Annotated in this window: 23 protein-coding genes; all 23 read right to left on the bottom strand. The window is 68.5% G+C overall.

The window, feature by feature from the left end; genetic code table 11:
* Positions 1-1,845 (bottom strand): methyl-accepting chemotaxis protein (locus AC5P9C_RS19660; RefSeq protein ID WP_495205248.1); only part of this gene is annotated, 1,845 nt, incomplete at its 3' end.
* Positions 1,846-2,216: 371 nt separating this feature from the next.
* Positions 2,217-4,202 carry a chemotaxis protein CheA gene (locus AC5P9C_RS19655; protein WP_049464731.1) on the bottom strand — a complete coding sequence of 662 codons (1,986 nt, stop codon included), beginning with the start codon at positions 4,200-4,202 and terminating at the stop codon, positions 2,217-2,219.
* 45 nt (positions 4,203-4,247) lie between these two features.
* The gene (locus tag AC5P9C_RS19650) at positions 4,248-4,613 is read right to left on the bottom strand and encodes a response regulator (protein WP_005409521.1); all 366 of its coding nucleotides are present in this window, start codon (positions 4,611-4,613) and stop codon (positions 4,248-4,250) included.
* The gene (locus AC5P9C_RS19645; RefSeq protein ID WP_057494251.1) at positions 4,610-4,918 is read right to left on the bottom strand and encodes an STAS domain-containing protein; all 309 of its coding nucleotides are present in this window, start codon (positions 4,916-4,918) and stop codon (positions 4,610-4,612) included. Before AC5P9C_RS19645 ends, AC5P9C_RS19650 begins: the two co-directional genes overlap by 4 nt.
* Before the next feature lie 275 nt (positions 4,919-5,193).
* Positions 5,194-6,495 carry a chemotaxis protein CheW gene (locus AC5P9C_RS19640; RefSeq protein WP_414615248.1) on the bottom strand — a complete coding sequence of 434 codons (1,302 nt, stop codon included), beginning with the start codon at positions 6,493-6,495 and terminating at the stop codon, positions 5,194-5,196.
* The gene (locus AC5P9C_RS19635) at positions 6,492-7,274 is read right to left on the bottom strand and encodes a ParA family protein (RefSeq protein WP_103282397.1); all 783 of its coding nucleotides are present in this window, start codon (positions 7,272-7,274) and stop codon (positions 6,492-6,494) included. The genes AC5P9C_RS19640 and AC5P9C_RS19635 overlap by 4 nt, the downstream gene beginning before the upstream one ends.
* A gap of 4 nt (positions 7,275-7,278) precedes the next feature.
* A complete protein-coding gene (gene motD / locus AC5P9C_RS19630) occupies positions 7,279-8,295 on the bottom strand; it encodes a flagellar motor protein MotD (RefSeq protein WP_049466528.1) in 1,017 nt (338 codons plus the stop codon).
* A 1-nt stretch (position 8,296) separates the two neighbouring features.
* The gene (locus AC5P9C_RS19625; protein ID WP_005409527.1) at positions 8,297-9,037 is read right to left on the bottom strand and encodes a flagellar motor protein; all 741 of its coding nucleotides are present in this window, start codon (positions 9,035-9,037) and stop codon (positions 8,297-8,299) included.
* A 101-nt stretch (positions 9,038-9,138) separates the two neighbouring features.
* Positions 9,139-10,968 carry a chemotaxis protein CheA gene (locus AC5P9C_RS19620; RefSeq protein WP_495205247.1) on the bottom strand — a complete coding sequence of 610 codons (1,830 nt, stop codon included), beginning with the start codon at positions 10,966-10,968 and terminating at the stop codon, positions 9,139-9,141.
* 2 nt (positions 10,969-10,970) lie between these two features.
* Positions 10,971-11,576: a protein phosphatase CheZ gene (locus AC5P9C_RS19615; RefSeq protein WP_049465790.1), complete on the bottom strand. Its 606-nt coding sequence runs from the start codon at positions 11,574-11,576 to the stop codon at positions 10,971-10,973.
* Positions 11,576-11,968: a chemotaxis response regulator CheY gene (gene cheY, locus AC5P9C_RS19610; RefSeq protein ID WP_005413247.1), complete on the bottom strand. Its 393-nt coding sequence runs from the start codon at positions 11,966-11,968 to the stop codon at positions 11,576-11,578. Before cheY ends, AC5P9C_RS19615 begins: the two co-directional genes overlap by 1 nt.
* 57 nt (positions 11,969-12,025) lie before the next feature.
* Positions 12,026-12,769: an RNA polymerase sigma factor FliA gene (locus AC5P9C_RS19605; protein ID WP_049465789.1), complete on the bottom strand. Its 744-nt coding sequence runs from the start codon at positions 12,767-12,769 to the stop codon at positions 12,026-12,028.
* Entirely contained in the window at positions 12,766-13,653 is an 888-nt protein-coding gene (locus AC5P9C_RS19600; RefSeq protein ID WP_032959426.1) for a MinD/ParA family ATP-binding protein, read from the bottom strand. Before AC5P9C_RS19600 ends, AC5P9C_RS19605 begins: the two co-directional genes overlap by 4 nt.
* On the bottom strand, positions 13,640-15,256 hold the full coding sequence (gene flhF, locus AC5P9C_RS19595; RefSeq protein WP_346715784.1) for a flagellar biosynthesis GTPase FlhF: 1,617 nt from the start codon (positions 15,254-15,256) through the stop codon (positions 13,640-13,642). Before flhF ends, AC5P9C_RS19600 begins: the two co-directional genes overlap by 14 nt.
* Positions 15,257-15,401: 145 nt before the next feature.
* Positions 15,402-17,462, bottom strand: coding sequence for a flagellar biosynthesis protein FlhA (gene flhA, locus AC5P9C_RS19590; RefSeq protein ID WP_343541111.1), 2,061 nt, complete (start codon positions 17,460-17,462; stop codon positions 15,402-15,404).
* Between the two features lie 44 nt (positions 17,463-17,506).
* Positions 17,507-18,637, bottom strand: a complete 1,131-nt coding sequence (flhB, locus tag AC5P9C_RS19585; RefSeq protein WP_329850854.1) for a flagellar biosynthesis protein FlhB — start codon at positions 18,635-18,637, stop codon at positions 17,507-17,509.
* Between the two features lie 206 nt (positions 18,638-18,843).
* Positions 18,844-20,976, bottom strand: a complete 2,133-nt coding sequence (locus tag AC5P9C_RS19580; protein WP_057494245.1) for a putative bifunctional diguanylate cyclase/phosphodiesterase — start codon at positions 20,974-20,976, stop codon at positions 18,844-18,846.
* Positions 20,977-21,143: 167 nt separating this feature from the next.
* Entirely contained in the window at positions 21,144-21,935 is a 792-nt protein-coding gene (fliR, locus tag AC5P9C_RS19575) for a flagellar biosynthetic protein FliR (protein WP_046430450.1), read from the bottom strand.
* A gap of 13 nt (positions 21,936-21,948) precedes the next feature.
* Positions 21,949-22,218, bottom strand: coding sequence for a flagellar biosynthetic protein FliQ (locus tag AC5P9C_RS19570; RefSeq protein ID WP_005413254.1), 270 nt, complete (start codon positions 22,216-22,218; stop codon positions 21,949-21,951).
* Positions 22,219-22,277: 59 nt separating this feature from the next.
* A complete protein-coding gene (gene fliP, locus AC5P9C_RS19565; RefSeq protein WP_049466148.1) occupies positions 22,278-23,057 on the bottom strand; it encodes a flagellar type III secretion system pore protein FliP in 780 nt (259 codons plus the stop codon).
* Position 23,058: 1 nt separating this feature from the next.
* Positions 23,059-23,478 (bottom strand): flagellar biosynthetic protein FliO, encoded by a 420-nt coding sequence (fliO, locus tag AC5P9C_RS19560; protein ID WP_053495137.1) that lies wholly within the window; start codon positions 23,476-23,478, stop codon positions 23,059-23,061.
* On the bottom strand, positions 23,475-23,810 hold the full coding sequence (fliN, locus tag AC5P9C_RS19555) for a flagellar motor switch protein FliN (RefSeq protein ID WP_005409543.1): 336 nt from the start codon (positions 23,808-23,810) through the stop codon (positions 23,475-23,477). Before fliN ends, fliO begins: the two co-directional genes overlap by 4 nt.
* Positions 23,807-24,811, bottom strand: coding sequence for a flagellar motor switch protein FliM (fliM, locus tag AC5P9C_RS19550; protein ID WP_014647040.1), 1,005 nt, complete (start codon positions 24,809-24,811; stop codon positions 23,807-23,809). Before fliM ends, fliN begins: the two co-directional genes overlap by 4 nt.
* Positions 24,812-24,815 lie beyond the last annotated feature (4 nt).

The raw sequence follows: 24,815 nt of genomic DNA, 5'->3' as shown, positions 1-24,815 counted from the left end.
CTGGTGGACCAGGCTGGAGCCTTCGGCGACCTTGCCGACCGAATCGTCGATCAGGCCCTTGATCTCCTTGGCGGCCGCGGCCGAGCGCTGGGCGAGGGTACGCACTTCGCTGGCGACCACGGCGAAACCGCGGCCCTGTTCACCGGCACGCGCGGCTTCCACTGCGGCGTTCAGCGCCAGGATGTTGGTCTGGAAGGCGATGCCGTCGATGACGCTGATGATCTCGGCGATCTTCTTCGACGAGGCTTCGATGGCCGACATGGTGGTGACCACCTGGCCGACCACTTCACCGCCCTGCGAGGCGACGCCGTGCGCGCCGATGGCCAGCTGGTTGGCCTGGCGGGCGTGCTCGGCGTTCTGGCGCACGGTGGAGGTCAGTTCCTCCATCGAGGCGGCGGTTTCTTCCAGGTTGGCGGCCTGCTGTTCGGTACGGCGCGACAGGTCGCTGTTGCCGGAGGCGATCTCGCCGGCGGCCAGGGTGATGCTGGAGGCGCTGGCCTGGATCTGGCTCACGATCTGGGTCAGCTGGGTGACGGTGGTGTTGGCATCGTCACGCATGCGGGCGAATACGCCGTTGAACTGGCCCTCCATGCGCGTGGTCAGGTCGCCGGCGGCGATCGACTGCAGCAGCTGCGAGAGCTGGTCCAGGTTGCCGTCGGCAACCTGCATCATGGTGTTGAGGTGCTCGATCATCAGCTTGAAGTCATGCTGGAAACGCTGGGCATCGCCACGCTGGCTGAAGTCGCCTGCGGCGGCCGCCGCAGCCAGCTGCTGGATCTGCGAATTGATCGCCAGCAGGCTGGCCTTGGCTGCGTCCATCGATTCGTGCAGGATCGCGCGGCTGCCGGGCAGGCGGCGTGCATCCGGGGCGAGGTTGCCGATTGCGTACTGGTTGAGTACTTCAATGGCATCGACGATTGCATCGAGGTGTTCGAAGATCACCGTATTGATGCCGTTGGCCAGCTGGCCATACACGCCCGGGAAATCCTCCGGAATGCGGTGGCTGATGTCCGGGCCGGCGTGCATCTGCGCCATCAGCTGGGTCTGCTCGCTGAAGCGGCGCAGCATCGTGGTCATCTCGGCGGTCGCCGCGAGCATCTTGCCGGCTTCGTCCTTGCTGGTGGCCTGGGTGCTGACGCTGAGGTCACCCCGGGCGACGGCCTGGATGGCATGCACGGCCTTGCCGAGCGGGCCGGTCACCGCGCGCGAGATGACCGTGGCCAGTGCGGCCGCCACCAGCGACAGCAGCACCACGCAGGCAATGATGGCGATCATGCTGGTGCGATGGGTGGCGTTGGCGTCGGCAATCTTGCCGTCCATCTGCCCGGCGATGTGCGTGCCGAGGGCCTTCATGGCGGCGAACAGGTCACGCCGGGCCGGGCGCGACTGCTCGTCGGAGATCTGCTGTGCCAGCACGCCATCGCCCGCGGCCACGGCTTCGCGCATGGCTTTGTTGGCGGCGAAATAGCGATCCAGCTGCGCGCTGGCGGCGCGATACAGTTCACGCTCCTTGGCCAGCGCCGGCAGCGCGGCGTAGGCGGCCAGCTCGTCATGCACGCCCTTGGCGGTGTCGTCCATGCGCTTGGTGTAGTCGGCCACCTTGTCCGGCTGGTCCAGCATGCTCAGCAGCGCCAGTTCGTAGGTGCGGAATTCGCCCAGCTGCGAGCGCGCTTCGCCCAGGTGCTGGACCGAAGGGATGTCGTTGCCGGCCATCTCGCGCAGCTGCGCGTTGGCCTCGCTGAGGCGCAGCAGGGCGAACGCACCGAGGACCAGGGTCATCAGGGTGGTGAGGGTGAACCCGAGGGCCAGCTTGCGGGCGATGGGCAGATCGTGGAACCACTTCATGCAGGGTGCTCCAGGTGGGCAGAGTACCGGCGACGGTGCGCCGGATCGAGGGTGGTTGCAGAGCGAACGGGGGTGCCCGGTGGGGTTCGGTGACGACCGTCATTGCGAAATAGCGGCGCCGTCCGCGCGGACTTTATGGACGCAGATCACATTCGGTTGCGTAGGGATGACAGCGCGAAAGCGTTGCCGCGCCGGGGTTTTGCTTGGATGCGGTGGTTGCAGCCGCAACCATCGTGTTGACGGAGTTCACAGAAGGGATGGGGTCAGATCCCTTTTCCCTGAAAAGGGATCTGACCCCGGCTGGAATGGAACGCGCAAACAAAAACCGCCGCCCCGAGGGGCGGCGGTTCAGTGCACGCTTGCTGTGTAGATCAGGCGGCCTGCGGTACCCGCAGCGAGCGCACCAACCCACCGATGTCGACGATCAGTGCGACGCGGCCGTCGCCCAGGATGGTGGCACCGGACACCCCGCCGATGCGGCGGTAATTGTTCTCGATGTTCTTCACCACCACCTGCTGCTGGCCGACCAGCTCGTCCACTTCCAGCGCGATCTTCTGGCCATCGCCTTCGACCACCACCACCAGCGATTCGCTGCCGGGTGCGCGATTGCCGTAGCCGTAATACTCGCTCAGCGACAGGATCGGCAGGTACTCGCCACGGACCCGCAGCACGCGGCCTTCGCCGGCCATGCTGCGGATGTCCTCGGCCTGCGGCTGCAGGGCTTCCAGCACGTAGGCCAGCGGCAGGATCAGGGTTTCGCCAGCCACTGCCACGGTCATGCCGTCGAGGATGGCCAGGGTCAGTGGCAGGCGGATCAGCGTGCGGGTGCCGGCGCCGAGGCTGCTTTCGATCTGGACTTCGCCGCCCAGTGCCTGGATGTTGCGACGGACCACGTCCATGCCGACGCCACGCCCGGAGAGGTCGGTGACCGCATCGGCGGTGGAGAAGCCGGGCTGGAAGATCAGGTCCCAGACCTGCGAATCGGTCGGGTTGTCCGGCACGGCCAGGCCGCGCTCGGTGGCCTTGGCCAGGATCTTGGCGCGGTCCAGGCCGCGGCCGTCGTCGCTGACCTCGATGACGATGTGGCCGCCCTGGTGCGAGGCTGCCAGCGTGATCGTGCCGGTCTCGTCCTTGCCCGCACCGCGACGCACGTCGGGCATTTCCAGGCCGTGGTCGATCGAGTTGCGCACCAGGTGCACCAGCGGATCGGCGATCTTCTCGATCAGTCCCTTGTCCAGTTCCGTGCCTTCGCCGACGGTGCGCAGGCGCACCTGCTTGCCGAGGCGGCTGGACAGGTCGCGGACCAGGCGCGGGAAGCGGCGGAACACCGCATCGACCGGCAGCATGCGCACGCCGATCACCGCTTCCTGCAGGTCGCGGGTGTTGCGTTCAAGCTGGTCCAGGCCGGCGAACAGGCTCTCGGCGTGGACCGGGTCCAGCGCATGCGAGACCTGCTTGAGCATGGCCTGGGTGATGACCAGCTCGCCGACCAGGTTGATCAGCGCATCGACCTTGTCGACGCTGACGCGGATCGATGTCTCCGCTTCCTGGCTGTTGCCACCGCTGGCAGCAGGCGCGGCCGCAACGGGAGGCGCCGCGGCCGCTGCCGGCGCAGGGGAGGCGGCAGGAGCCTGGGTGGCCAGGCTCGGCGGCGCAGCCGGACGGATGTCCAGCTCGCAGTCGTCCAGCACCCACGCGAAGGTGTCTTCGATCTTGCTGCGCGGCACCTTGCCGACCAGGCCAAGGTCCCACGCCAGGTGGGCTTCGAGCGGGTCGAGCTGGGCGAAGCCGGGCAGGCGCTCCATGCGCGCGGCGACCTGCAGCGAGCCGAGGTGTTCCAGTTCGCGGATGATGCGCAGCGGGTCGTTGCCGCTCATGAACAGCGACGGCGCCGGAGTGAAGCCGATCTGCCAGGCTTCCGGCGTATCGTCCACCTTGGCGGCCGGCGCCGGGGTGCTCGCTGCGGCCTGCCCGGACAGCACTGCCTCCAGGCGCGCCTTCACTGCGGAAACTGCGGCCGGATCGGCGGCCTGGCCATGTTCGGCCTCGCGCAGCAGGGCACGCAGCACGTCCACCGAGGACAGCATCGCGTCAACGGCATGGCCTTCCAGCGCCCGCTTGCCTGCGCGCAGCTCATCGAGCAGCGTCTCCAGCACGTGGGTCAGTCCGGCGATGGCATCGAAGCCGAAGGTGCCGGCGCCGCCCTTGATCGAGTGGGCGGCGCGGAACACCGAATTGATGATCTCCGCGTCCTGCTGCCCCGATTCCAGGGCCAGCAGGCCAGCCTCCATCGCGTCGAGGCCTTCGCGGCTCTCCTCGAAGAAGGTGGCGTGGAAGCGTTGCAGGTCCATGCTCATGGCAGTGGTGGTCCGGAAGCGAAGAGGGGGAACGGTGCGGGGCGATCAGCCCAGCACTTTCTGCACGGTGGCGACCAGCTGTTCGGGGTTGAACGGCTTGACCAGCCAGCCCGTGGCGCCGGCGGCCTTGCCTTCGGACTTCTTGTCGGCAGCCGATTCGGTGGTCAGCATCAGCAGCGGGGTGAACTTGTAGTCCGGCAGCTGGCGCAGTTCGCGGATCAGCGCGATGCCGTCCATGTTCGGCATGTTGACGTCGGTGACCACCGCATTGAAGCGCTGGCCCTTGGCGCGACCGAGCGCGACCGCGCCGTCTTCGGCTTCTTCGACGGCAAAACCGGCCGAGGTGAGGGCGAAGGACACCATCTGGCGCATCGACGCCGAATCGTCCACCACCAAGATACGTGCGCTCATGCAGCGTTCTCCACAGATTTCAGGTTGTCATGGGTTACGTCCAGGCCCAGGGCCTGGGTGACGCCCAGCAGGCGCGCGGCGTCACGGAAGGTTGCGGTGCAACCGTGGAAGCCGGTGCCCAGGCCTGCCTCGCGGCGGGCCTGCACGAATGCACACAGCACCTGCACGGCGGCGGTGTGGATGCGTGCGACCTGGCTGGCATCCAGGGTCAGCTCGCCTGCCTGCTCCAGCAGTGGGGCGAGGCGGTTCTTGAGCTCGGCGGTGCTCTCGATGCCGAGATCCCCACCCAGTTCGACAGTGCTCATCGTTGCTCCGGACAAACGGTTCCGTGATCCATAACGGCACCCCGGCAGGGTTCTTTAGCGGAATCGGCGCGGGGCGTCGATGCGGTCGCTGTTGAAAAGGGGACGGAGGGGATTAAGTCGCAAGCGACCTGGCTCTACCGCAGCCCCCTCGGCAACGGCGACCGCGCAGTGGGGACGTAAGGTGTTGATCCAACGGATGCGTCCCCGACAGGCACCGCTTCGGCGCAAAGCGCCGAGCCACTTGCGACTTAATCCCCTCCGTCCCCTTTTTCTGCTCAGCTCAACAGGCGGGTGGCGTCAAGCAGGATCATCGGCCGTTGGCTGACGCGGGCGACGCCGCGGAACAGGTCGTTGGAGATCTGGCAGATGCGCGCGGTGTCGGGCGGCTCGATCTGCGAATCGGTGAGGTTGGCGACATCCTCCACCGCAGACACGCGCAGGCCGATGGTCTCGCCGTCCTCCTCCAGCACGACGATGCGGGTCTGGGCGTCGTCTTCTGCCGCCGCGGCGCCCAGGTGCAGGCCGAGGTCCATCACCGGCACCACCTGGCCGCGCAGGTTCATGATGCCGAGCATGGCCGGCGCAGTGCCACGCAACGGCAGCAGTGGCACCGGCAGCACGACCTCCTGGACCTTCAGCAGTTCCAGCGCGTAGGCCTGGGTGCCGCAGCGCAGGCGCAGCCAGCGCGAGGTGCGTTCGCCGGCCCGGCGGTTCTGTGGATGCGGGCTGTGGGCTGGCTGGTGCGCCTGCGCCTGCAGTTCCTGCCAGGTGCTGGGGCGGTTGCCCATGGGCGCGTCCATGGCCACGCGCGGTGGTGGTGCGGCGGCCGCCCGTGCCATCGGGGGCGGCGCGGGACGTGCGGCAGGTGCCGACACCGGTGCTGCGATCACGGCCGGGGCGGGCACAGGGACGTCCTCGCCTTCGGCAGCGGCCTCGAACGCGGCCTGCAGCCCGGGGCTGTCGGTGTGGGCGAGGCGATGGCTGTCTGCGGGATCGGTCTCGTAGATCACTTCGTCCGGCAGATCGTCCCAGGTCGGCTCCGGGCCGGCCTGCACAGCGGCGGCGGGGGCAGGCGCGGTTTCGTGGAGGACGTCGGCCGGCAGGTCGTCCCAGGTCGGCTCGCGTTCGCTGGCCGCAGCGCTCGCCGCGGCGGCGTCGGTGCCGACGGAGGCGGCCGCCGTCTCGAAGGCGGCGTCCAGCGCGGCGTGGTCCTCGCACGGCGGAGCGGCGACGGTTCCGGTTTCGTAGATCACGTCGGCCGGCAGGTCGTCCCAGGTCGGCTCGCGTTCGCTGGCCGCAGTGCTCGCCGCGGCTGCGTCGGTGCCAACGGAGGCGGCCGCCGTCTCGAAGGCGGCTTCCAGCGCGGCGTGGTCTTCGCTCGACGGAGCGGCGGCGGTTCCGGTTTCGTAGATCACGTCGGCGGGCAGATCGTCCCAGGTCGGCTCGCGCTCGGGGGGCGCTGCGTGCGCCGCGCCTGCCTCGGCGCCACCGGGCGGCGGTACGGCCGGCGCAGCCGGGGCGATCGCCTCGCCCAGCAGCTCGTCCAGGTAGTCGTCGAGGACGCCGGTGCTGTTCATGCGGCCTGCTCCAGGGCGCGGGCATCCTCGCCGAGGATCCAGTTCAATGCGCGGCGGTAGGCGGCCAGGCCGCGGCCCGGATAGTCCTCGCCGACGCCCGGCAGGGTCAGGCCGGCGGCATTGCTGATGCGGGTGTCGATCGGAATCGCGTCTTCCCACACGCGGTTGCCATGGCGGTCCTGCATGGTGCGCAGCGACTCGTTGCCGGCGCGGGTGCGGCGGTCGAACAGGGTCGGCAGGATCGAGATCGGCAGCGGGCGGCGGCGCGAACGCTCGACCATCTCGCCGGTGCGGACCATCCCATCCAGGCCGTGCAGGGCCAGCGGCTCGGCCTGGGTCGGGATGACCAGGCGGTCGGCAGCGGCCAGGGCATTGATCATCAGCAGGCCGAGGGTAGGTGCGCAGTCCAGCAGAATGTAGTCGTGCTGGCCCTGGTGACGTGCCAGCGCGTTCTGCAGCGCCAGGCCGAGGCCGGGCTGGTTGGCGCTGCGGCGCTCCAGCGTGGCCAGCGCCGATTGCGCGCAGACGTAGTCCAGGCCCTGGATGTTGCTGGCATGGCACAGGCCGGACAGGTCCGCCGGCGGCGTGCCGAACAGTTCCAGCACGCCGGCCGGCGGCGGATCCACCGGCACGCCGAAGGCGCGGCTGAGCGAGGCATGCGGATCGAGGTCGATCAGCAGCACGCGATGGCCGAGGGCGGCCAGTCCGCGGCCGAGGGCGAGGGTGGTGGTGGTCTTGCCGACTCCGCCCTTCTGGTTGGCGACTGCCCAGATGCGCATCGGATTACTCCTTCATTGCCGGGGGAACGGCGGCGCCGACGCGGCTGCCAGCCGGCACCGGCGGCAACTTCACCGGTGCGATGGGGGAGGTGGGGGTGCTGGCCGGAGTTGCGGCGGCCTGTTCGGTGTCGGTGCTGCCGGTGGCGCCAGTGGCGGCGTTCAGGCGCTGGCCGAGCGGGTCCACCGAATGCGAGGTGTCGGCCAGGATGATGACCATCACCCGGCGGTTGCGGTTGCGGCCCTGCGCGCTGTCGTTCTCTTCGCGGGGCCGGAACTGGCCGTAGCCGACCATGGCCAGCCGCGAGGGCTGCACGCCCTGGTCGGCGAACAGGTGCACCACGCTGGCGGCGCGTCCGGCCGACAGCTCCCAGTTGGACGGGAAGGTGGCGGTGGCGATCGGCACGTTGTCGGTGTGGCCTTCCACGCGCACGCTGTTGGGGACATCGCGCAGCACGTCGGCGAGGCTGGACAGGGTCTGCCGCGCGTGCACGTCCAGCGCGGCCGAACCGGTGGGGAACAGGATGTCGCTGTTGATCTCGACTTCGATCCACAGTTCGGTACGGCGCACGCTGATCATGCCGCGGTCGATCAGCGGCGCCAGCGCGGCGGTGAGGCGATCGGCAATCGTGTTGAGCTGGCGCTCGGCACGGGCGATCTGCTCCTGGTTGTGCACCGACACCGGCATGCGCATCTGCGAGGCCATCGACGGCAGCAGCGTCGGGTCGTGCGAGGGCGCCGGCGCCGATGGGCCGATCTTGGTGCCGGACTTGATCACCGACGGGCTGTCCCAGCCGCCGCCCTGCACCTGCTTGTTGCCCACCTGCACCGGATTGATCGTGCGCGGCGCACCGCCGAAGGCATCGGTCAGCGCGTCTGCCATGATCCGGTACTTGCCCTCGTTCACCGAGGAGATCGCGTACATGACCACGAAGAAGGCGAGCAGCAGCGTCATCAGGTCGGCATAGGGGATCGCCCATGCTTCGTGGTTGGCGTGCTCTTCGTGGTGCTTGCGGCGGGCCATGTCAGTGCAGGAAGCCGGAGAGGTTGGTTTCGATGTTGCGCGGGTTTTCGCCCTGGGCGATCGAGATCAGGCCTTCGATGACCATCTCGCGGTCGCGCGTGTTGTGCGAGATCACGCTCTTGAGCTTGGCAGCGATCGGCAGGAACAGCAGGTTGGCCGAGGCGATGCCGTAGATCGTTGCGGTGAACGCGGCGGCGATGCCGTGACCGAGCTTGCTCGGGTCAGCCAGGTTCTTCATCACCGCGATCAGGCCGAGCACGGCGCCGATGATGCCGAGGGTGGGGGCGTAGATGCCCATCGCCTCGAACACCTTGGCGCCGGCCTGGTCCTGGTGTTCCTGGCTGCCCAGTTCGATCTCCAGCATGTGCCGCATCGATTCGGGCTCGACGCCGTCCACCAGCAGCTGCAGGCCCTTGCGCAGGAAGGGGTCCTGCTGCGCTTCCACCTGCGATTCCAGGCCCAGCAGGCCCTGGCGGCGGGCGATGTTGCTCCACTCGACGATCTGCTGGATCAGCTCGCGGCGGTCGCTGTGCGGGGGGCGCACGACCCAGCGCACGATCTTGAACGCATGCTTGAACACCGCCGGCGAGGTGTGCAGCAGGATCGCGGCAACGGTGCCGACGATGACGATCACGAACGCCGCAGGCGACCACAGGGACGCCAGGCCGGCGCCCTTGAGGATGCTGCCGCCGACCAGCGAGGCCAGGGCGAGAAAGAGTCCAATGAGGCTGAGTCTATCCATGGATCCGGTATCGGCTTGTATGAATGGGACTTGAGACACCGGTAGATCGCGTAACGACGGTAGTCACAGTTTTCGGGGCGCCGGGACTGGCCCGGCGAGCGTCAGCGCAGGCCGTCCACATCCAGGATCAGCGCCATGCGACCATCGCCGATCAAGGTTGCACCGGCGTAACCGCGCAGGCCGCGCAGGGCCTTCGGCAATGGCTTGATGACCACTTCCTCGCGCCCGCGGACCTGGTCCACGACCAGGCCGAAGCGCGCTTCACCGGCCTGCAGCACGACGATGGTCAGCAGGGTCGACGTGGCGGGCGTCACATCCAGCCACTGGCGGAGATCGACCAGCGGCAGGGTGTGCGAACGGCGGTCGAGCACGGCGCGGCCATCGAACCAGCCCAGCGACGTGCCAGGCGCGTGCAGCACTTCCATCACGCGGGCCAGCGGCAACGCATAGACGTCTTCGCCGGCCTGCACCAGGAGGGTCGGCAGGATCGCCAGGGTGAGCGGCACGCGGATCAGGAAGCGGCTGCCACGGCCCAGTTCCGACTGGATCTGGATCTGCCCGCTGAGTTCGCGGATGCGCGACTGCACCACGTCCATGCCGACGCCACGGCCGGAGATGTCCGTGACCTGCTGCTTGGTCGAAAAGCCCGGCAGGAACACCAGGTGCAGGCACTCCTCGCTGCTCAGGCGGGCGGCGGCTTCGGGATCGATCAGGCCCTTCTCGCGCGCCTTCGCACGCAGCTTTTCCGGATCAATGCCGGCGCCATCGTCCTGCACCTCGATGCTGACGTAGTCACCTTCCTGCTGCGCGGACAGCCGCACGTGGCCCATCCGCGGCTTGCCCTGTGCTTCGCGCAGGTCGGGCATTTCCACGCCATGGTCGATGGCATTGCGGACCAGGTGCACCAGCGGGTCGGCCAGGGCCTCGACCAGGTTGCGGTCGAGTTCGGTCTCGGCGCCGATCAACTCCAGGTCCACTTCCTTCTTCAGCGAGCGGGCGACATCGCGGGCGACCTTGGGGAAGCGCGAGAACACCTTGCCCACTGGCTGCATGCGGGTGCGCATCACCGCCGACTGCAGGCGCGCGGTGGCGATGTCCAGGGTGGACACGGCGCGGTCCAGCTCCTCGTCGCGCAGGCGGGCACGCAGGGTCTTGAGCCGGTTGCGCGACAGCACCAGTTCGCCGATCAGATTGACGATCGCATCCAGGCGCTTGGTGTCCACGCGCACGGTATGTTCCGCCTCGGCCAGCGGCTTGGCGGCCGGCTTGGGCGCCGGCGCCGGTGCGGCCGCCGGGCGTGGGGCAGCGAGCGGCGCCGGCGCCGGCGCAGCGGCAGGCTTGGCGCCGGGTGCGGCGCTACCGTGCAGCTGGTCGAGCAGGGCTTCGAATTCGTCTTCGCTGATCAGCCCGTCGTCGGCCTTCTTGGCCGGTGCGACCGCGGTCGGGGCGTTGCCGCCGTGCAGCTGGTCAAGCAGGGCTTCGAATTCGTCGTCGGTGATCAGGTCACTGCTACCGGCTGCCGGAGCGGCGGCGACAGGCGCCGCCGCGGTGCCACCGTGCACATCGAACTGGGCGATCAGGTCCGGCGGTGCATAGCCCGGTTCGGTGCCGGACGACACGGCGTCCAGCATCGACTGCAGGTAGTCCAGCGATTGCTGCGCGGCGTCGAAGTGGTGCGCCTGCAATACGGCCTGGCCGGCGCGCGCGGCGCCCAGCGCTTCCTCAGCAGCGTGGCACAGCTCGACCATCGCGGTGACGCCAAGGAAGCCGGCGCCGCCCTTGAGCGTGTGATAGCCGCGGAACACCGCGTTCAGCTGTTCGCCGTCCTGCGGTGCCTGCTCCAGCGACACCAGCTGTTCGCCGAGGCGATCCAGGATTTCCTGTGCCTCGATGATGAAATCGGCAGTGATGTCGTCGGATACCGCGCTCATGCTTACAGCCCCAGATCCGACAACAGGTCGTCGGCGTCGTTCTGCGAGACCGCGTGGCGGTCCAGTCCCTTCAGTGCCGGCCCGGCCAGTTCCGGGTCGGTGCGATGCTGTTCCGGCGGCAGGCCGAGCGCGCCGAAGCCTTCGTGCACGCGGCGGACGATGCCGACCACGCGACGGATGATCTGCCCGGTCAGGTCCTGGTAGCTCTGGGTCAGGGCGATCTCGGTCAGGTTGTGGCGGATGCGCTCGAGCTGTGCGTCCTGGCCCGGCTGCAGGCCTTCGGCGCGCAGCTGCTCGGTCAGGCTGCGGCATTCCTCGGCCAGGTCCAGGGTGCGGTGGGTAGCCTGTTCGGTCATCGCCACCACATGGTCCAGGCGTGCGCAGGCATCGTCCAGTTCACCGGCCTCGCTGGGCACGGTCGGCAATTCGCCCAGGGCCTGCCCGAGCTCGCGGGCCAGCCGCGAGAGGCCGCTCATCATCGGCTGCGTGCGCAGCGCGACCAGCCCGTCGATGCGTTGACGCCAGGCGGCTTCATCGCCGGACTCCAGCGCGTCCAGGGCTTCCTGCAGGCGCAGGGCGAGGGCGTTTCTGTCGACCGTGGTATCCATCAGGCGCTGGCCGCCAGGCGTTCGAAGATCTTGCCGAGCTTTTCTTCCAGCGTCTGCGCGGTGAACGGCTTGATGATGTAGCCGTTCACGCCGTTCTGGGCTGCTTCGATGATCTGCTCGCGCTTGGCTTCGGCGGTGACCATCAGCACCGGCAGGGTCTTCAGCTTGGCGTCGGCGCGGATCGCCTTGAGCAGTTCGATGCCGGTCATCACCGGCATGTTCCAGTCGGTGACCACGAAATCGAACGGCTGGCTCTGCAGCAGCGACAGCGCGGCATGCCCGTCCTCGGCTTCGGCGGTGTTGGTGAAGCCAAGATCGCCCAGCAGGTTCTTGACGATCCGACGCATGGTCGAGAAGTCGTCGACGATCAGGATGCGCATGTTCTTGTTCAAAGCAGAGTTCCTTTGTTGTTCATTCCGGGCGGCCGGGGGCAGCCGCCTCGGGCATGTTCACTCTTCCAGGCCGGCGTCCGCCGCCTCGAAAATCTTCAGCCGTCCACGCAGGCGCAGCACGGCCTGGCCGTGGATCTGGCAGACCCGCGATTCGCTCACGCCGAGTACCGCGCCGATCTCCTTCAGGTTCAGTTCCTGCTCGTAGTAGAGCGAGAGCACCAGCTGTTCGCGCTCGGGCAGGTGGCCGATGGCCTTGCCCAGCTCGCGACCGAACTCGCCACGCTCCAGCACCTGTTGCGGGGTCGGGCCGCCCTGGGCGACGGTGTCCAGCTCGCCCTGGTCTTCGATGCGCGATTCCAGGCTCAGCACCTGGCCGCGCGCGGCGTCTTCCATCAGGCGCAGGTACTCGGGCAGCGGCATCTCCATCGCGGCGGCGACTTCGGTGGCGCTGGCGGCGCGACCGCTGCTCTGTTCCAGGCGGCGGATGGTGGCGGCCGCATCGCGTGCGCGCCGGTGCACCGAGCGCGGCACCCAGTCGCCACGGCGGATCTCGTCGATCATCGAGCCGCGGATGCGGATCGAGGCGTAGGTTTCGAACGAAGCGCCCTGGTCGGCGTCGTAACTGCGCGAGGCTTCGATCAGGCCCATCATGCCGGCCTGGATCAGGTCGTCCACCTCGACGCTGGCGGGCAGGCGCGCGGCCAGATGGTGGGCGATGCGTCGCACCAGGTCCGAATGCTGGGCGATGACATCGTTGGCCGCCGAGCGCTGGACTTCCCTGTACTGGGCTGCGCCTTTCATGCTGCCACCCCACGCTGCTTGAGGATGCGTTCGAGGAAGAACTCGACGCCACCGCGGGGTTCGGTCGGCGCCTGCCAGCGCGCGGTACGGCGTGCGATCTCGGTGATCGCCAGCGCCGACGGGCTGGACGGATAGGCCTTCACCACCGGCTGCTGGCGCTGCACCGACAGGCGCAGCCAGTCATCCTGCGGCACGCAGCCCAGGTAGTTCAGCGAGACGTCGGCCAGGAACTTCTCGCAGACGCGGGTCAGCTTTTCGTACAGCACGCGGCCCTCGTTGGGGTCGCGGACCATGTTGGCCACCACCTGGACGCGGTCCACGCCCCGTTCGCGCGACAGCACCTTGATCAGCGCGTAGGCGTCGGTGATGGACGCCGGCTCGTCACAGACCACCACCACGGTGTCCTGCGCGGCCTGGCAGAAGGTCAGCACGCCGTCGGTGATGCCGGCGGCGGTGTCCACCACCATGATGTCCAGCTCGCGTTCCAGTTCGGAGAACACATTGACCAGGCCGACGTGCTCGGCGGGGGCCAGCTCGGCCATGTGCCGGCGGCCGGACGCGGCCGGCACCACCAGCACCCCGTTCGGGCCTTCGACGATGACGTCGTCCAGCGAGCAGCGGCCGGCGACCAGGTCGGCCAGCGTAAAGGTGGGGTTCAAGCCCAGGATCACGTCGATGTTGGCCAGGCCGAGGTCGGCGTCCAGCAGCAGCGTGCGCTTGCCCATGCCGGCCAGCGCCACGGCCAGGTTGGCCGACACGTTGGTCTTGCCCACGCCGCCCTTGCCGCCGGTCACGGCAATGGTGCGCACAGGGCCGAGCGGCTCGCTGCGGGTGGCCGACAGCGGGAAGGTCTTGGTCAGCTTGGCGTACTCACGCGACGGCATGGTTCAACTCCGGGTTGCAGGGCATATCGGCCGCTCGGCGCAAATCTTCAAGGCGAAGTACAAGATTGGCTGCACTGGCCCGGTGCAGGTCCTCCGGAACGTCCTGCCCATCGGTCACCCAGGTGATCGGCAGGGCGTGGTCCACGGCCACCGACAGGGCGTTGCCGAAGCGGCCGGTCTCGTCCAGCTTGCTCAGCACCAGGCCCTGCAGGTTGGCGGCGCCGAAGCGGCGGACCACCTCGTCCATGTCGCCGAAGCTGGTGTTGGCCGGCAGCACCAGCAGGGTGCGGACCTGGCGCGCGGCGCGCAGCCACTGCAGCTGGGCGGCCAGCGCGCGGTCGCGCGGGCCCAGGCCGGCGGTATCGATCAGCACCAGCTTGTAGTCCTTCAGGCGTTCCAGCAGCTGGTCCAGGTCAGTGCCGCTGTTGGCCTCGTGCACGGCGATACCGAGCTGGCGGCCGTAGCCATACAGCTGCTCGCGGGCGCCGATGCGGGTGGTGTCGGTGGTGACCAGGGCCACGTCACGCGGCGCATGCTTCTCGGCGAAGCGCGAGGCCAGCTTGGCGATGGTGGTGGTCTTGCCGGCGCCGGTCGGGCCCACGAGGGCGATCACGCCGCCTTCTTCCAGCGGGTCGACCGGGGCGATCGGCAGCTTGCGCGAGATCAGCCCCAGCATCAGGCCGCGGCCGCGGTGGGCTTCGGTTTCCAGCGGAATCTGCATGGCCACGTCGCGGGCCAGGCCGGCGTCGAAGCCGTACTCGTCCATCAGGTCCAGCGCGGTGGCGCGCACCGGGCAGCCGCGCAGGCGCTCGTCGGTGAAGCGGTTCATCTCGCGCTCGATCACCTGGCGCATGCCGGCCACTTCCTGGCGCAGCTGGCGGATCTCGGCGTCGTCCTGGGCGACCACCGTCAGCACCGGGGCCGGGGCCAGGGTGGGCGCCGGCGCGGCTTCGACGATGGCATCGGCCAATGCGGGTTCGGTGGCGGCGCTGGCCGGCTGCGCGTCGGCGACGGCAGCGGTCGGCAGCGGCGGCGGCTGCAGCGCCGGCGCCACGCTTTCGTGATGCGCTTCGTGCGGCGGATCGATCGGGAAGCGGGCGCGGTTGGCCGGCACAGCCGCGGCCGGTGCGACGATGGCCTCGGCGAACGGCGCGAAGATCTGCTCCGGCAGTGCCGGTTCGTTGACGGTGGCACGCGCCAGGGTGGCGGCAAAGCCGGTGCTGCCACGGGTCGGCACGATCTCGTCGGCGCTGTCCAGCGTGCGGCCAGTGGCGCCGACGGCGGCGCGGGCGAGGGCGGCCACCGCCGAGGTGGTGGCGGCGACCGGTTCCGGCGCCGGGGTGGCACTGCGGCGGCGGGTGACGGCGGCGATCACCGCGTCGGCGGCGGTGCGCGGCTTGGCTGCCGGCGGCGGTGCGACGTCACGGCGCGAGGCTTCCAGTGCACGCTGCACGGCGCTCTCGTCATAGTTGGCGGCGGCGACGATCTCGATGCCTTCCTCGATCCGGCGGTTGGACAGGATCACGGCGTCAGGACCGTGTTCCTTGCGCACCAGGTTCATGGCCGAGCGCATGTCGGCGGCGACGAATCGTTTGATTTTCATGCTGTGGTCACGAGGCGAAGACGGCGGGGTGGCGGTCGGGGAACTCGGGTGATCGGTGGTCTGCACGGTGCGGGTTCCCCTTGGTATCGGTCTGTTGCGTTGGTTCGAAAGTGGTGTCTGTTTTCTGGCGCGTCGGAGCCCGGCGTCAGCTGATCGTTCCGACCAGCTTCAGGCGCTTGTCTTCCGGCACCTCGCTGTAGGCCAGGACCGACAGCGACGGAACGCTGTGGCGGACCAGGCGGGCCAGCGCGGCGCGCACCGGGCCGGGTACCAGCACGACCGCGGGCTCGTTGCGGGCTTCCTGCTTGCTGACACATTCGGCCAGGCTCTGGTGCAGTCGCTCAGCGAGTCCGGGTTCCAGCGCGGCGCCGTTGCCCTGCGTGGACTCCTGCAAGACACGTTCCAATTGCGGGTTGAGGGTGAACACCGGCAGCTCCGCCGACATTCCGGCGATCTCCTGCACGATGAAGCGGCCCAGTGCGGTGCGCACGGCGGCGGTCAGCACGGCCGGGTCCTGGCTGCTGGGCGCGTGTTCGACCAGCGCTTCGGCGATCTTGCGCAGCTGGCGGATCGGAATGCGCTCGACCAGCAGGTTCTGCAGCACGCGCACCACCGCCGACAGCGGCAGCGCCTTGGGCGTCAGATCTTCGACGAGCTTGGGTGCGTTCTTGGCCAGGTTGGCCAGCAGGTGCTGCACTTCCTCGTGGCCGAGCAGTTCCGGCGCGTGCTCGCGGATCAGGTGCGAGAGGTGCGTGGCGACCACGGTGGCCGGATCGACCACGGTGTAGCCCAGCGTTTCGGCCTGGGCGCGCTGGTGCGGCTGGATCCAGGTGGCATCCAGGCCGAACGCGGGGTCCTTGCCGGCGATGCCCTCCAGGGTGCCCAGCGCGCTGCCCGGATCCAGTGCCAGCTCGCGGTCCGGGTGGATTTCGGCGGTGGCCACCGGCACGCCGTGTACCAGCACCCGGTAGCCGTTGGCGGGCAGTTCCAGGTTGTCGCGGATGTGCACCGATGGAATCAGGAAGCCGACATCCTGGGTGAGCTTGCGGCGCACCCCCTTGATGCGCGCCATCAGTTCGCCGCCCTGGTTGCTGTCCACCAGCGGAATCAGCCGGTAGCCGACCTCCAGGCCCAGCGGATCGACCGGTCGCAGTTCGTCCCAGCTCAGCTCGGCAGTGGGGGCGGCGGCGGCCGGGCGCCCGAGCGCAGTGAGCGCGGCGGCATCGGTGCCACTGCCTGTCGCATCGGCGGCCGGTGCCTTGGTCTTGCGATACAGCTTCCAGGCGATGAAGCCGAGGATCGAGGCCAGCGTCAGGAAAGCGACGTTGGGCATGCCCGGCACCAGGCCGACCAGGCCGATGATGCCGGCGGTGATCGCCAGCGCGCGGTACTGGCCGAACACCTGTCCGGTCATGGCCTGGGCCATGTCCTGCGAGCGCGAGGCGCGGGTGACCAGCATCGCCACCGCGCTGGAGACCAGCAGGGCCGGCAGCTGCGCCACCAGGCCGTCACCGATCGACAGCAGGGTGTAGGTCGCAGCGGCCTCGCCGAACGGCATGCCATGCTGCAGCACGCCCACGGCCAGGCCGCCGAGCATATTGATGAACAGGATCAGGATGCCGGCGATGGCGTCGCCGCGGATGAATTTGCTGGCGCCGTCCATCGCACCGTAGAAGTCGGCTTCCTCGCGGACTTCCTCGCGGCGCAGCTTGGCTTCTTCACGCGTCAGCAAACCGGCGTTGAGGTCGGCGTCGATCGCCATCTGCTTGCCGGGCATCGCGTCCAGGATGAAGCGCGCGGTCACTTCCGAGACACGGCCGGCGCCCTTGGTGATCACCACGAAGTTGATGATGGTCAGGATCGCGAACACCACGATGCCGACCGCGTAGTTGCCGCCGATCACGAATTCACCGAAGGCGGCGATGACCTTGCCCGCGGCATCGTGGCCGTTCTGGCCGTTCAGCAGGATCACGCGGGTGGAGGCCACGTTCAGCGCCAGCCGCAGCATGGTGGTGATCAGCAGCACGATCGGGAAGATGGTGAAGTCCAGCGGGCGCTTCACGTAGACCACCGCCAGCAGCACCATCAGCGAGATGGCGATGTTGAAGGTGAACAGCGCATCGAGCACCGGCGCGGCCAGCGGCACCACGACCATGGCCAACAGGGCCAGCACGATCAGCGGCGCGCCAAGGCCCTGGCGGATCATTTCCAGGGCGCGGCGGGTGTTGAAACCGGCGGAGGGCTGGGCGCTCACGGGCGGCCTCCCTTGCCGAATTCATCCACCTGGATGTGCGGGGCGTCCGGCATCGGGCCAGTGCGCCAGGCGCGCAGCTGGTAGACGTAGGACAGGACCTGGGCGACGGCCGAATACAGTCTCACGGGGATTTCCTTTCCGAGTTGGCCTTCCCGATACAAGGCGCGTGCCAAAGGCGGGGCAGAGACGATCGCCACCTTGTTGCCGTCGGCCACTTCACGGATGCGCAGGGCGGTCTCGTCCACGCCCAGGGCGACCACGGTGGGGGCGTTCATGGCGCCGCCCTCGTACTTCAGGGCCACCGCGTAGTGGGTGGGGTTGACCACCACCACGTCCGCCGTGGGCACCGCTTCCATCATCCGGCGGTTGGCCATCTGCTGCTGCAGCTGGCGGATGCGGCCCTTGACCTCGGGGCTGCCCTCGCTTTCCTTCATTTCCCGGCGCAGCTCTTCACGGGTCATCTTCAGCTTGCGCATCCAGTTCCAGCGCTGGTACGGCGCATCGATGGCGGCCAGCACCAGCATCGCGCCGGCGGTGGCCAGCAGCAGGCGCAGGGTGAAGCCGAGGCCGTCGGTGATGGCCGTCTCCAGCGGGTGGTGGATCAGCCCGCGCAGGGTGTCGAAGCCGGTCCAGACCACCAGCCCGGCGGCGACGCCGACGAAGGCCACGCGCAGCAGCGATTTGGTGAACTCGGCAATCGCCTCGGGCCCATACAGGCGCTTGACCCCGCTCATCGGGTTCATGCGGTTGATGTCGGGCAGCAGCGCCTTCTGCGACCAGCGCAGGCCGCCCATCACCAGCGGGGCGACGAAGCTGGCCAGCAGGCAGACCAGCACCAGCGGTGCGATCACCAGCATGAACTGCAGCAGCAGGTCGCCGAAGTGGCCGAACAGTTCCTTCGGGTTCTGCCGCAGGCTCTGTTCCGGGCTGAGCGCGTGCTTCATCCAGGCACTGGCGCCACGGCCGATCGAGCCGCTCATGGCCATCACCGCCAGCACGCCGGCGCCGAACACGGCGGCGGTGCCAAGTTCGCGCGAGCGCGGCAGGTTGCCCTGTTCACGGGCATCGCGCAGGCGTTTTTCGGTGGGTTGTTCGGTCTTTTCGCCGGCGGATTCGTTCTCGGACATCACGGGCACTGCGGCAGGGGATGCCGGGGTGCGTGCAAGAACCGTTCCACGCATGGCGTGGATCTACCGACGGCCCGTTCTGTAGAGCCGAGCCCACGCTCGGCTACGGTTGGGGCCAGGCGCGAAGCACAGCCGGGCATGAGCTCGGCTCTACAGGGGAGTGCCGCAGGGATCGTTCCGTGATGGCGGGCGCGCGTGGCCCGGTGTCAGCCGGGCGGGTATTGCGGCGGCGGGCTCTGCGCCAGTTCCACCCGCGGCCGTGGCAGGTCGTGCAGCTGCATGAAGCGTGCCGCGTCGACCGGGCGGCCGAGCAGGTAGCCCTGCAGGAAGTCGCAGCCCAGGCGCTCCAGGTAGGCGCGCTGCGCGGCGGTCTCCACGCCCTCGGCGACGATGTCCATGTCCAGCGCGTGGCCCAGCGCCACGATCGCCGAGACGATCACCACGTCCTCGGCACTGTGTTCCAGGTCGCGCACGAAGGCGTGGTCGATCTTGATCTCGGTGGCCGGCAGCCGCTTCAGGTACAGCAGGCTGGAATAGCCGGTCCCGAAATCATCGATGGAGATGCCCACGCCCAGCGCCGACAGCGCCTGCAGCAGGCGCAGGCTGGTGTCGGTGTCGCGCATCACCGTGCTTTCGGTGATCTCCAGCACCAGGTGGCGCGCGGGAATGCGATGGCGCTCGATCACCTCGCGCACGTCGCGCAGCAGGTGGGGCGAGCCGAACTGCACTGGCGACAGGTTCACCGATATCGACCAGCCTTCGTGGCCGGCATCGTGCCAGTGGCGCAGCTGGCGGCAGGCCTGGTCCAGCGCCCAGCGGCCGATCTCGTTGATCGCGCCGCTGCGCTCGGCCAGCCGGATGAAACGGTCCGGCGGAATCAGCCCATGCTCCGGATGCTTCCAGCGGATCAGCGCCTCGGCACCCGCCACCTTCTGCGTGGCCACGCGGATCTTGGGCTGGTAGTGCAGGAACAACTGCTCGCTGCCAATGGCCCGGCGCAGGTCGGCCAGCAGCCGGAACTGCTGTTCGGCACTGTCGTTCATCCAGTCGGCGAAGAGCACGAAGGCGTTGCGACCGGACTCCTTGGCCTGGTACATCGCCGCGTCGGCGAAGGCCATCAACTGGCGCTCGCTGGCGGCGTGGTCCGGGCAGATCGCCACGCCGATGCTGGCGGTCACCTGCAGTTCGTTGTCCTGCAGCAGCGGACCGCTGCCCACCGCCTGCAGGATGCGCCGGGCCAGGGTCGGCAGGTCTTCGTCGTGCTCGATGCGCACCACCAGCACGAACTCGTCGCCGCCCAGGCGGGCCAGCATGTCGTTGGGCCGCAGCAGCTGCCGGGTACGCTCGGCCACCGCCACCAGCAGCGCGTCGCCGGCCTGATGACCGTAGGCATCATTGACCTGCTTGAAGCCATCCAGGTCCATGAACATCACCGCAAAGCGGTTGCCGCCCTGTTCGGCTTCGGCCAGTGCCTGCACGATGCGCCGCTGCAGCAGCAGGCGGTTGGGCAGGCGGGTCAGTGGATCGTGCAGCGCGGCCTGGGTCAGTTCCTGCTGGGCATCGGTCAACGAGGTGCTCAGCATCGAGTTGCGCAGCCGCAGCAGCTGCGCCTCCACCCGCTGGTCCAGCCATGAAACCACCAGCACTACCGCCAGGATCGCGACCGTCAGCACCACCACCAGCATCGCCAGCCACTCGCTCTGCAGGCCATCGCCGACCGCCGCGCCGCAGATGCTGCCTTCCGGGAAACGCGCGGCGGCCATGCCGGTGTAGTGCATGCCGACGATGGCCAGGCCGAGCAGGCCCGCGGCTGCCAACCGGTCACCGACGCGGGTGCGCTGCGCGCGCAGGCGGAACGCCACGTACAGCGCGGTCCACGACGCGGCCACCGCCACCACCAGGGAGAGCAGCAGCCAGCCCGGGTCGTAGTCGATTCCCGGCTGCATGCGCATCGCCGCCATGCCGACGTAGTGCATGCCGGCAATGCCGGTGCCCATCAGCAGAGCACCACCGGCCAATCGCGGATGGGGCAGGGTGCGCAGCGAAACCAGCCACAGTGCGAACACCGACGAGGCGATCGCCAGCGCCAGCGAGAGCAGGGTGATGGGCAGGTCGTAGCCCAGTGGAATGGGCAGGTCGAAGGCCAGCATGCCGATGAAGTGCATCGACCAGATGCCCAGGCCCATGGCAAAGCCGCCGCCCAGGCGCCACCACCAGGCCGCGCCCTTGCCGGGGGCGGTGACCGTGCGTCCGGCCATCGCCAGCGCCGTGTACGACGCCATCACGGCAACCAGCAGTGAGATCGCCACCAGCCACGGGTTGTACGTGCCTACCAGCATTCGTCAGTCTCCCGGACCTGCCTGTCGACGGAAACTACGGTGGGGCATGCATGAGGCAGGCCGACGCGGACGGGCGCCGGCCAGGTGCGGCATCCCCCCGGTTGCCGCGCATTCACTCTAACGCGCAGACCGGGGGGGACTTCAAGCGGCAATTCGTGATGACCGGGTCAGTGTGTGACCGCGTCCGCAGCCTGGAAGGCGGCGTCGAACAGTCGCTGCACCGGCGGCCCCATTTCCCCGGCCAGCAGGGCCAGCAGGAACAGGCCCAGCAGCAGCGAGACCGGCAGGCCCAGCTGGATCGGGTTCAATGCCGGGGCGGCACGCGCCAGCACGCCGAAGGCCAGGTTCACCGCCAGCATCGCCACGGTCAGCGGAATGGCCAGGCTCAGCGCGCCGCGCAGCACGGTCAGCAGGAAGGTGGGGGCGATGCTGAAGAAGGCATGCGGGTCCGGCAGCGGGGCGCCAATCGGCAGCGCGCGATAGCTGTCCACCAGCAGCGAGATCAACGCCAGGTGGCCGTTGGCGGTGAAGAACAGCAGGCCGAACAGCAGGTAGAACCACTGTCCGATCACGCCGGAGGTTCCTCCGCGCAGTGGATCGCTCATCTGCGCGAAGGCCAGGCCGGTGCCCTGTGCGATCAGTTCGCCGGCCATCGCGCCGGCTTCGAACACCAGCCGCAGCATGAAGCCGATGGATACGCCGATGGCCAGTTCACGGGCAATGGTCAGCACCGTAGCCGCGTCGAAGCCGGTCCAGTCCGGTACCGGGGGCAGCAGCGGGGCCAGTGCGATGGCCAGGGTGCCGGCCAGCACCACGCGCACCCGCGATGGCACCGCACGCGTGCCGACCATGGGCATGGCCATGGCCACTGCGCCGATGCGCAGCATGGTCCACAGCACCGTGCCGATCATGCCGAAGGCCTGCAGGCCGTCGGCCGCCATCTGTGTCGCGGCGTCCATCGAAGCGCGTGCCCTAGCCGATCAGGTGTGGAATGCGCTGGAACAGCAGCGTGGTGAATTCAACCAGGTGGCCGATCAGCAGGCTGCCCAGCGCGAACAGCACCGCGGTCAGCGCTGCCGCTTTGGCGACGAAGGCAATGGTCGGTTCATTGAGCTGGGTCGCGGCCTGCACCACGCCCACCACCACGCCCACCACCAGCACGGTGAGCAGCAGCGGGCCGGCGACCCACAGCACGGTGATCAGGCCGCCACGCAGTTCGGTCAAGGCAAGTTCGGGAGACATTCGGGTTCCATCTGCTTGTGCAGCGTCGAGCCATGCTCGACGGCGCTTTGTGGGGGATATCAGGCCGGATTGAAGCTGGCCGCCAACGTGCCCACGGTCAGCACCCAGCCATCGACCAGCACGAACAGCAGGATCTTGAACGGCGCCGACACCAGCATCGGCGACAGCATCATCATGCCCATCGACATCAGCACGCTGGCGACAACCAGATCGATGATCACGAACGGGATGAAGATCAGGAAGCCGATCTCGAAGGCGGTCTTCAGTTCGCTGGTGACGAACGAGGCGACCAGCACCGGGAACGGGATCGCGTCGGGGCTGGCGTAGGTGCCATGCCCGGCGATGCCGGCGAAGGTCATCAGGTCGGTCTCGCGGATCTGCGCCAGCATGAACCCGCGCAGGGGCTGCGTGGTCAGCGTCCAGGCGGTCTGGAAGTCGATGTCGCCGTTGAGGTAGGGCGCCATGCCCGCGCTCCACGCCTTGTCCCAGGTTGGCATCATCACCATCGCGGTGAGGAACAGGGCCAGGCCCAGCAGCACCTGGTTGGACGGCGTCTGGCCGGTACCCAGCGCCTGGCGCAGCAGGCCCAGCACGATGATGATGCGGGTGAACGAGGTCAGCACCAGCAGCATCGACGGGATCAGGGTGATCGCCGTCATCAGCAGCAGGGTCTGCAGCGGCAGGCTGACCGGCTGGCCGCCGATCTTGCCGACATTGACGTCCGGCAGCGGGGTGGCCGGGGCACCGGGCGCGGCGAACGCCAGCGCCGGCAACAGGCACAGGGCAAGCAACAGCAGCCACGGCATCAGGGTGGCAAGACGGGTACGGGTGACACGCATGTCAGGGATCCTTGCGCAGCCGCTGCTGCAGCAGCTGGGCGAAATTCGGCAGGTTCTTGAAGTCCGGCACGCGCACCGGTGCCGGCGGCGGCAGCGGTTCGGGCAGGGCATGCAGGGTGTTGATGCCGCCGGCGGTGACGCCCAGCAGCAGTTGCTGGCCATTGACCTCCACCACTACCACCCGCTCCTTGGCGCCGACGCTGAGGCTGGCCACCAGCTTCATGCCTTCGGCCGGGCGGAAGCCGCTGCCTGGCATGCGCTTGAGCAGCCAGCCCAGGCCGATCACCAGCGCCAGCACTGCCAGCAGCGCCAGCACCGCGCCGAATAGGCTGGGTGCGGCGGCCGCATGCTGGCCGACCTGCGGACCGATCGGGGCGGCGGTCTTGCCGACCGCCAGCAGGGTGGAGGCCAGCAGGCTCAACGCAGTCTCCGGATCCGCTCGCTCGGGCTGACCACGTCGGTCAGGCGCACGCCGAAGCGGTCGTTGATCACCACCACTTCGCCGTGTGCGATCAGGGTGCCGTTGACGAACACGTCCAGCGATTCGCCGGCGCCGCGTTCCAGTTCCACCACCGAGCCCTGGTTGAGCTGCAGCAGGTTGCGGATCGGCAGGCGGGCACGACCGACTTCCAGCGACAGGGTCACCGGCACATCGAGGATCACGTCCAGGTTCAGGTCCGGACCGTTGGCCTCGTCGGCCTGCAGGCTGCTGAACTGGGCCGGGGTCGGTTCGAGGGCGTCGATATCGTTCATTGCGGGTCTTCCTGGATGACGGGTACGCGCGGGCGGGTGCCCGGCGGATGGGTAGCGGTGATCTTCACGGCGTTCATGCCGTTGGCGATGCCGAACTCGCCGGTGAACACCGGAATGTTCTCCACGCACAGCGGCACCTGCGGGCTCAGCTCGATCGGCAGGATGTCGCCGACCTTCAGCTGGGTCAGGTCGCGCAGGGTCATGCGCTTGCTGGCCAGTACGCTAGACAGGGTGACTTCGGCGATGTTGAGCTGCTCGCGCAGGGTCTTGCCCCAGCTCTCGTCGCGGTCGTTGCGGTCGCTCTGGATGCCGGCATCGAGCAGTTCGCGGATCGGTTCCAGCATCGAATAGGGCAGGGTGACGTGGATGTCACCGCCGCCGCCGTCGAGCTCGACGTGCAGGCGGCACACCACCACGTATTCGCGCGGGGTCACGATGTTGGCGAAATGCGGGTTGATCTCCGAGTTGATGTACTCGAAGTCGACGTCCATCACCGGTGCCCACGCTTCGCGCAGATCGGCGAAGGTCTGCTTCAGCAGCAGGTGGATCACCCGCATTTCGGTGGCGGTGAACTCGCGGCCCTCGATGCGGGTGGGGTAGCGCCCGTCGCCGCCGAAGAAGTTGTCGACGATGGCGAACACCAGGGTCGGCTCGAACACGATCAGGCCGGTACCGCGCAGTGGCTTGAAGCGGATCAGGTTCAGGTTGGTCGGCACATACAGCGAGTGCATGTAGTCGTTGAACTTGATCAGTTCGATGCCGCGCACCGACAGCTCGGCCGAGCGCCGGATCAGGTTGAACAGGCCGATCCGCCACAGGCGCGCGAAGCGCTCGTGGACCATTTCCAGGGTCGGCATGCGACCACGGATGATGCGGTCCTGGCTGGCGAAGTCGTACGAACGCGCTTCGCCTGACGGGGGTTCCGCATCGGTCTCGACCGCGCCACTGTCCACGCCGTGGAGCAGGGCATCGATCTCGTCCTGGGACAGCAGATCATTCATCGGT

It is taken from the genome of Stenotrophomonas sp. YJH_SMC_10, from assembly GCF_059371555.1.
Note: the sequence above shows the minus strand (reverse complement) of the source record. Positions and strands in the feature narration are given on the sequence as shown.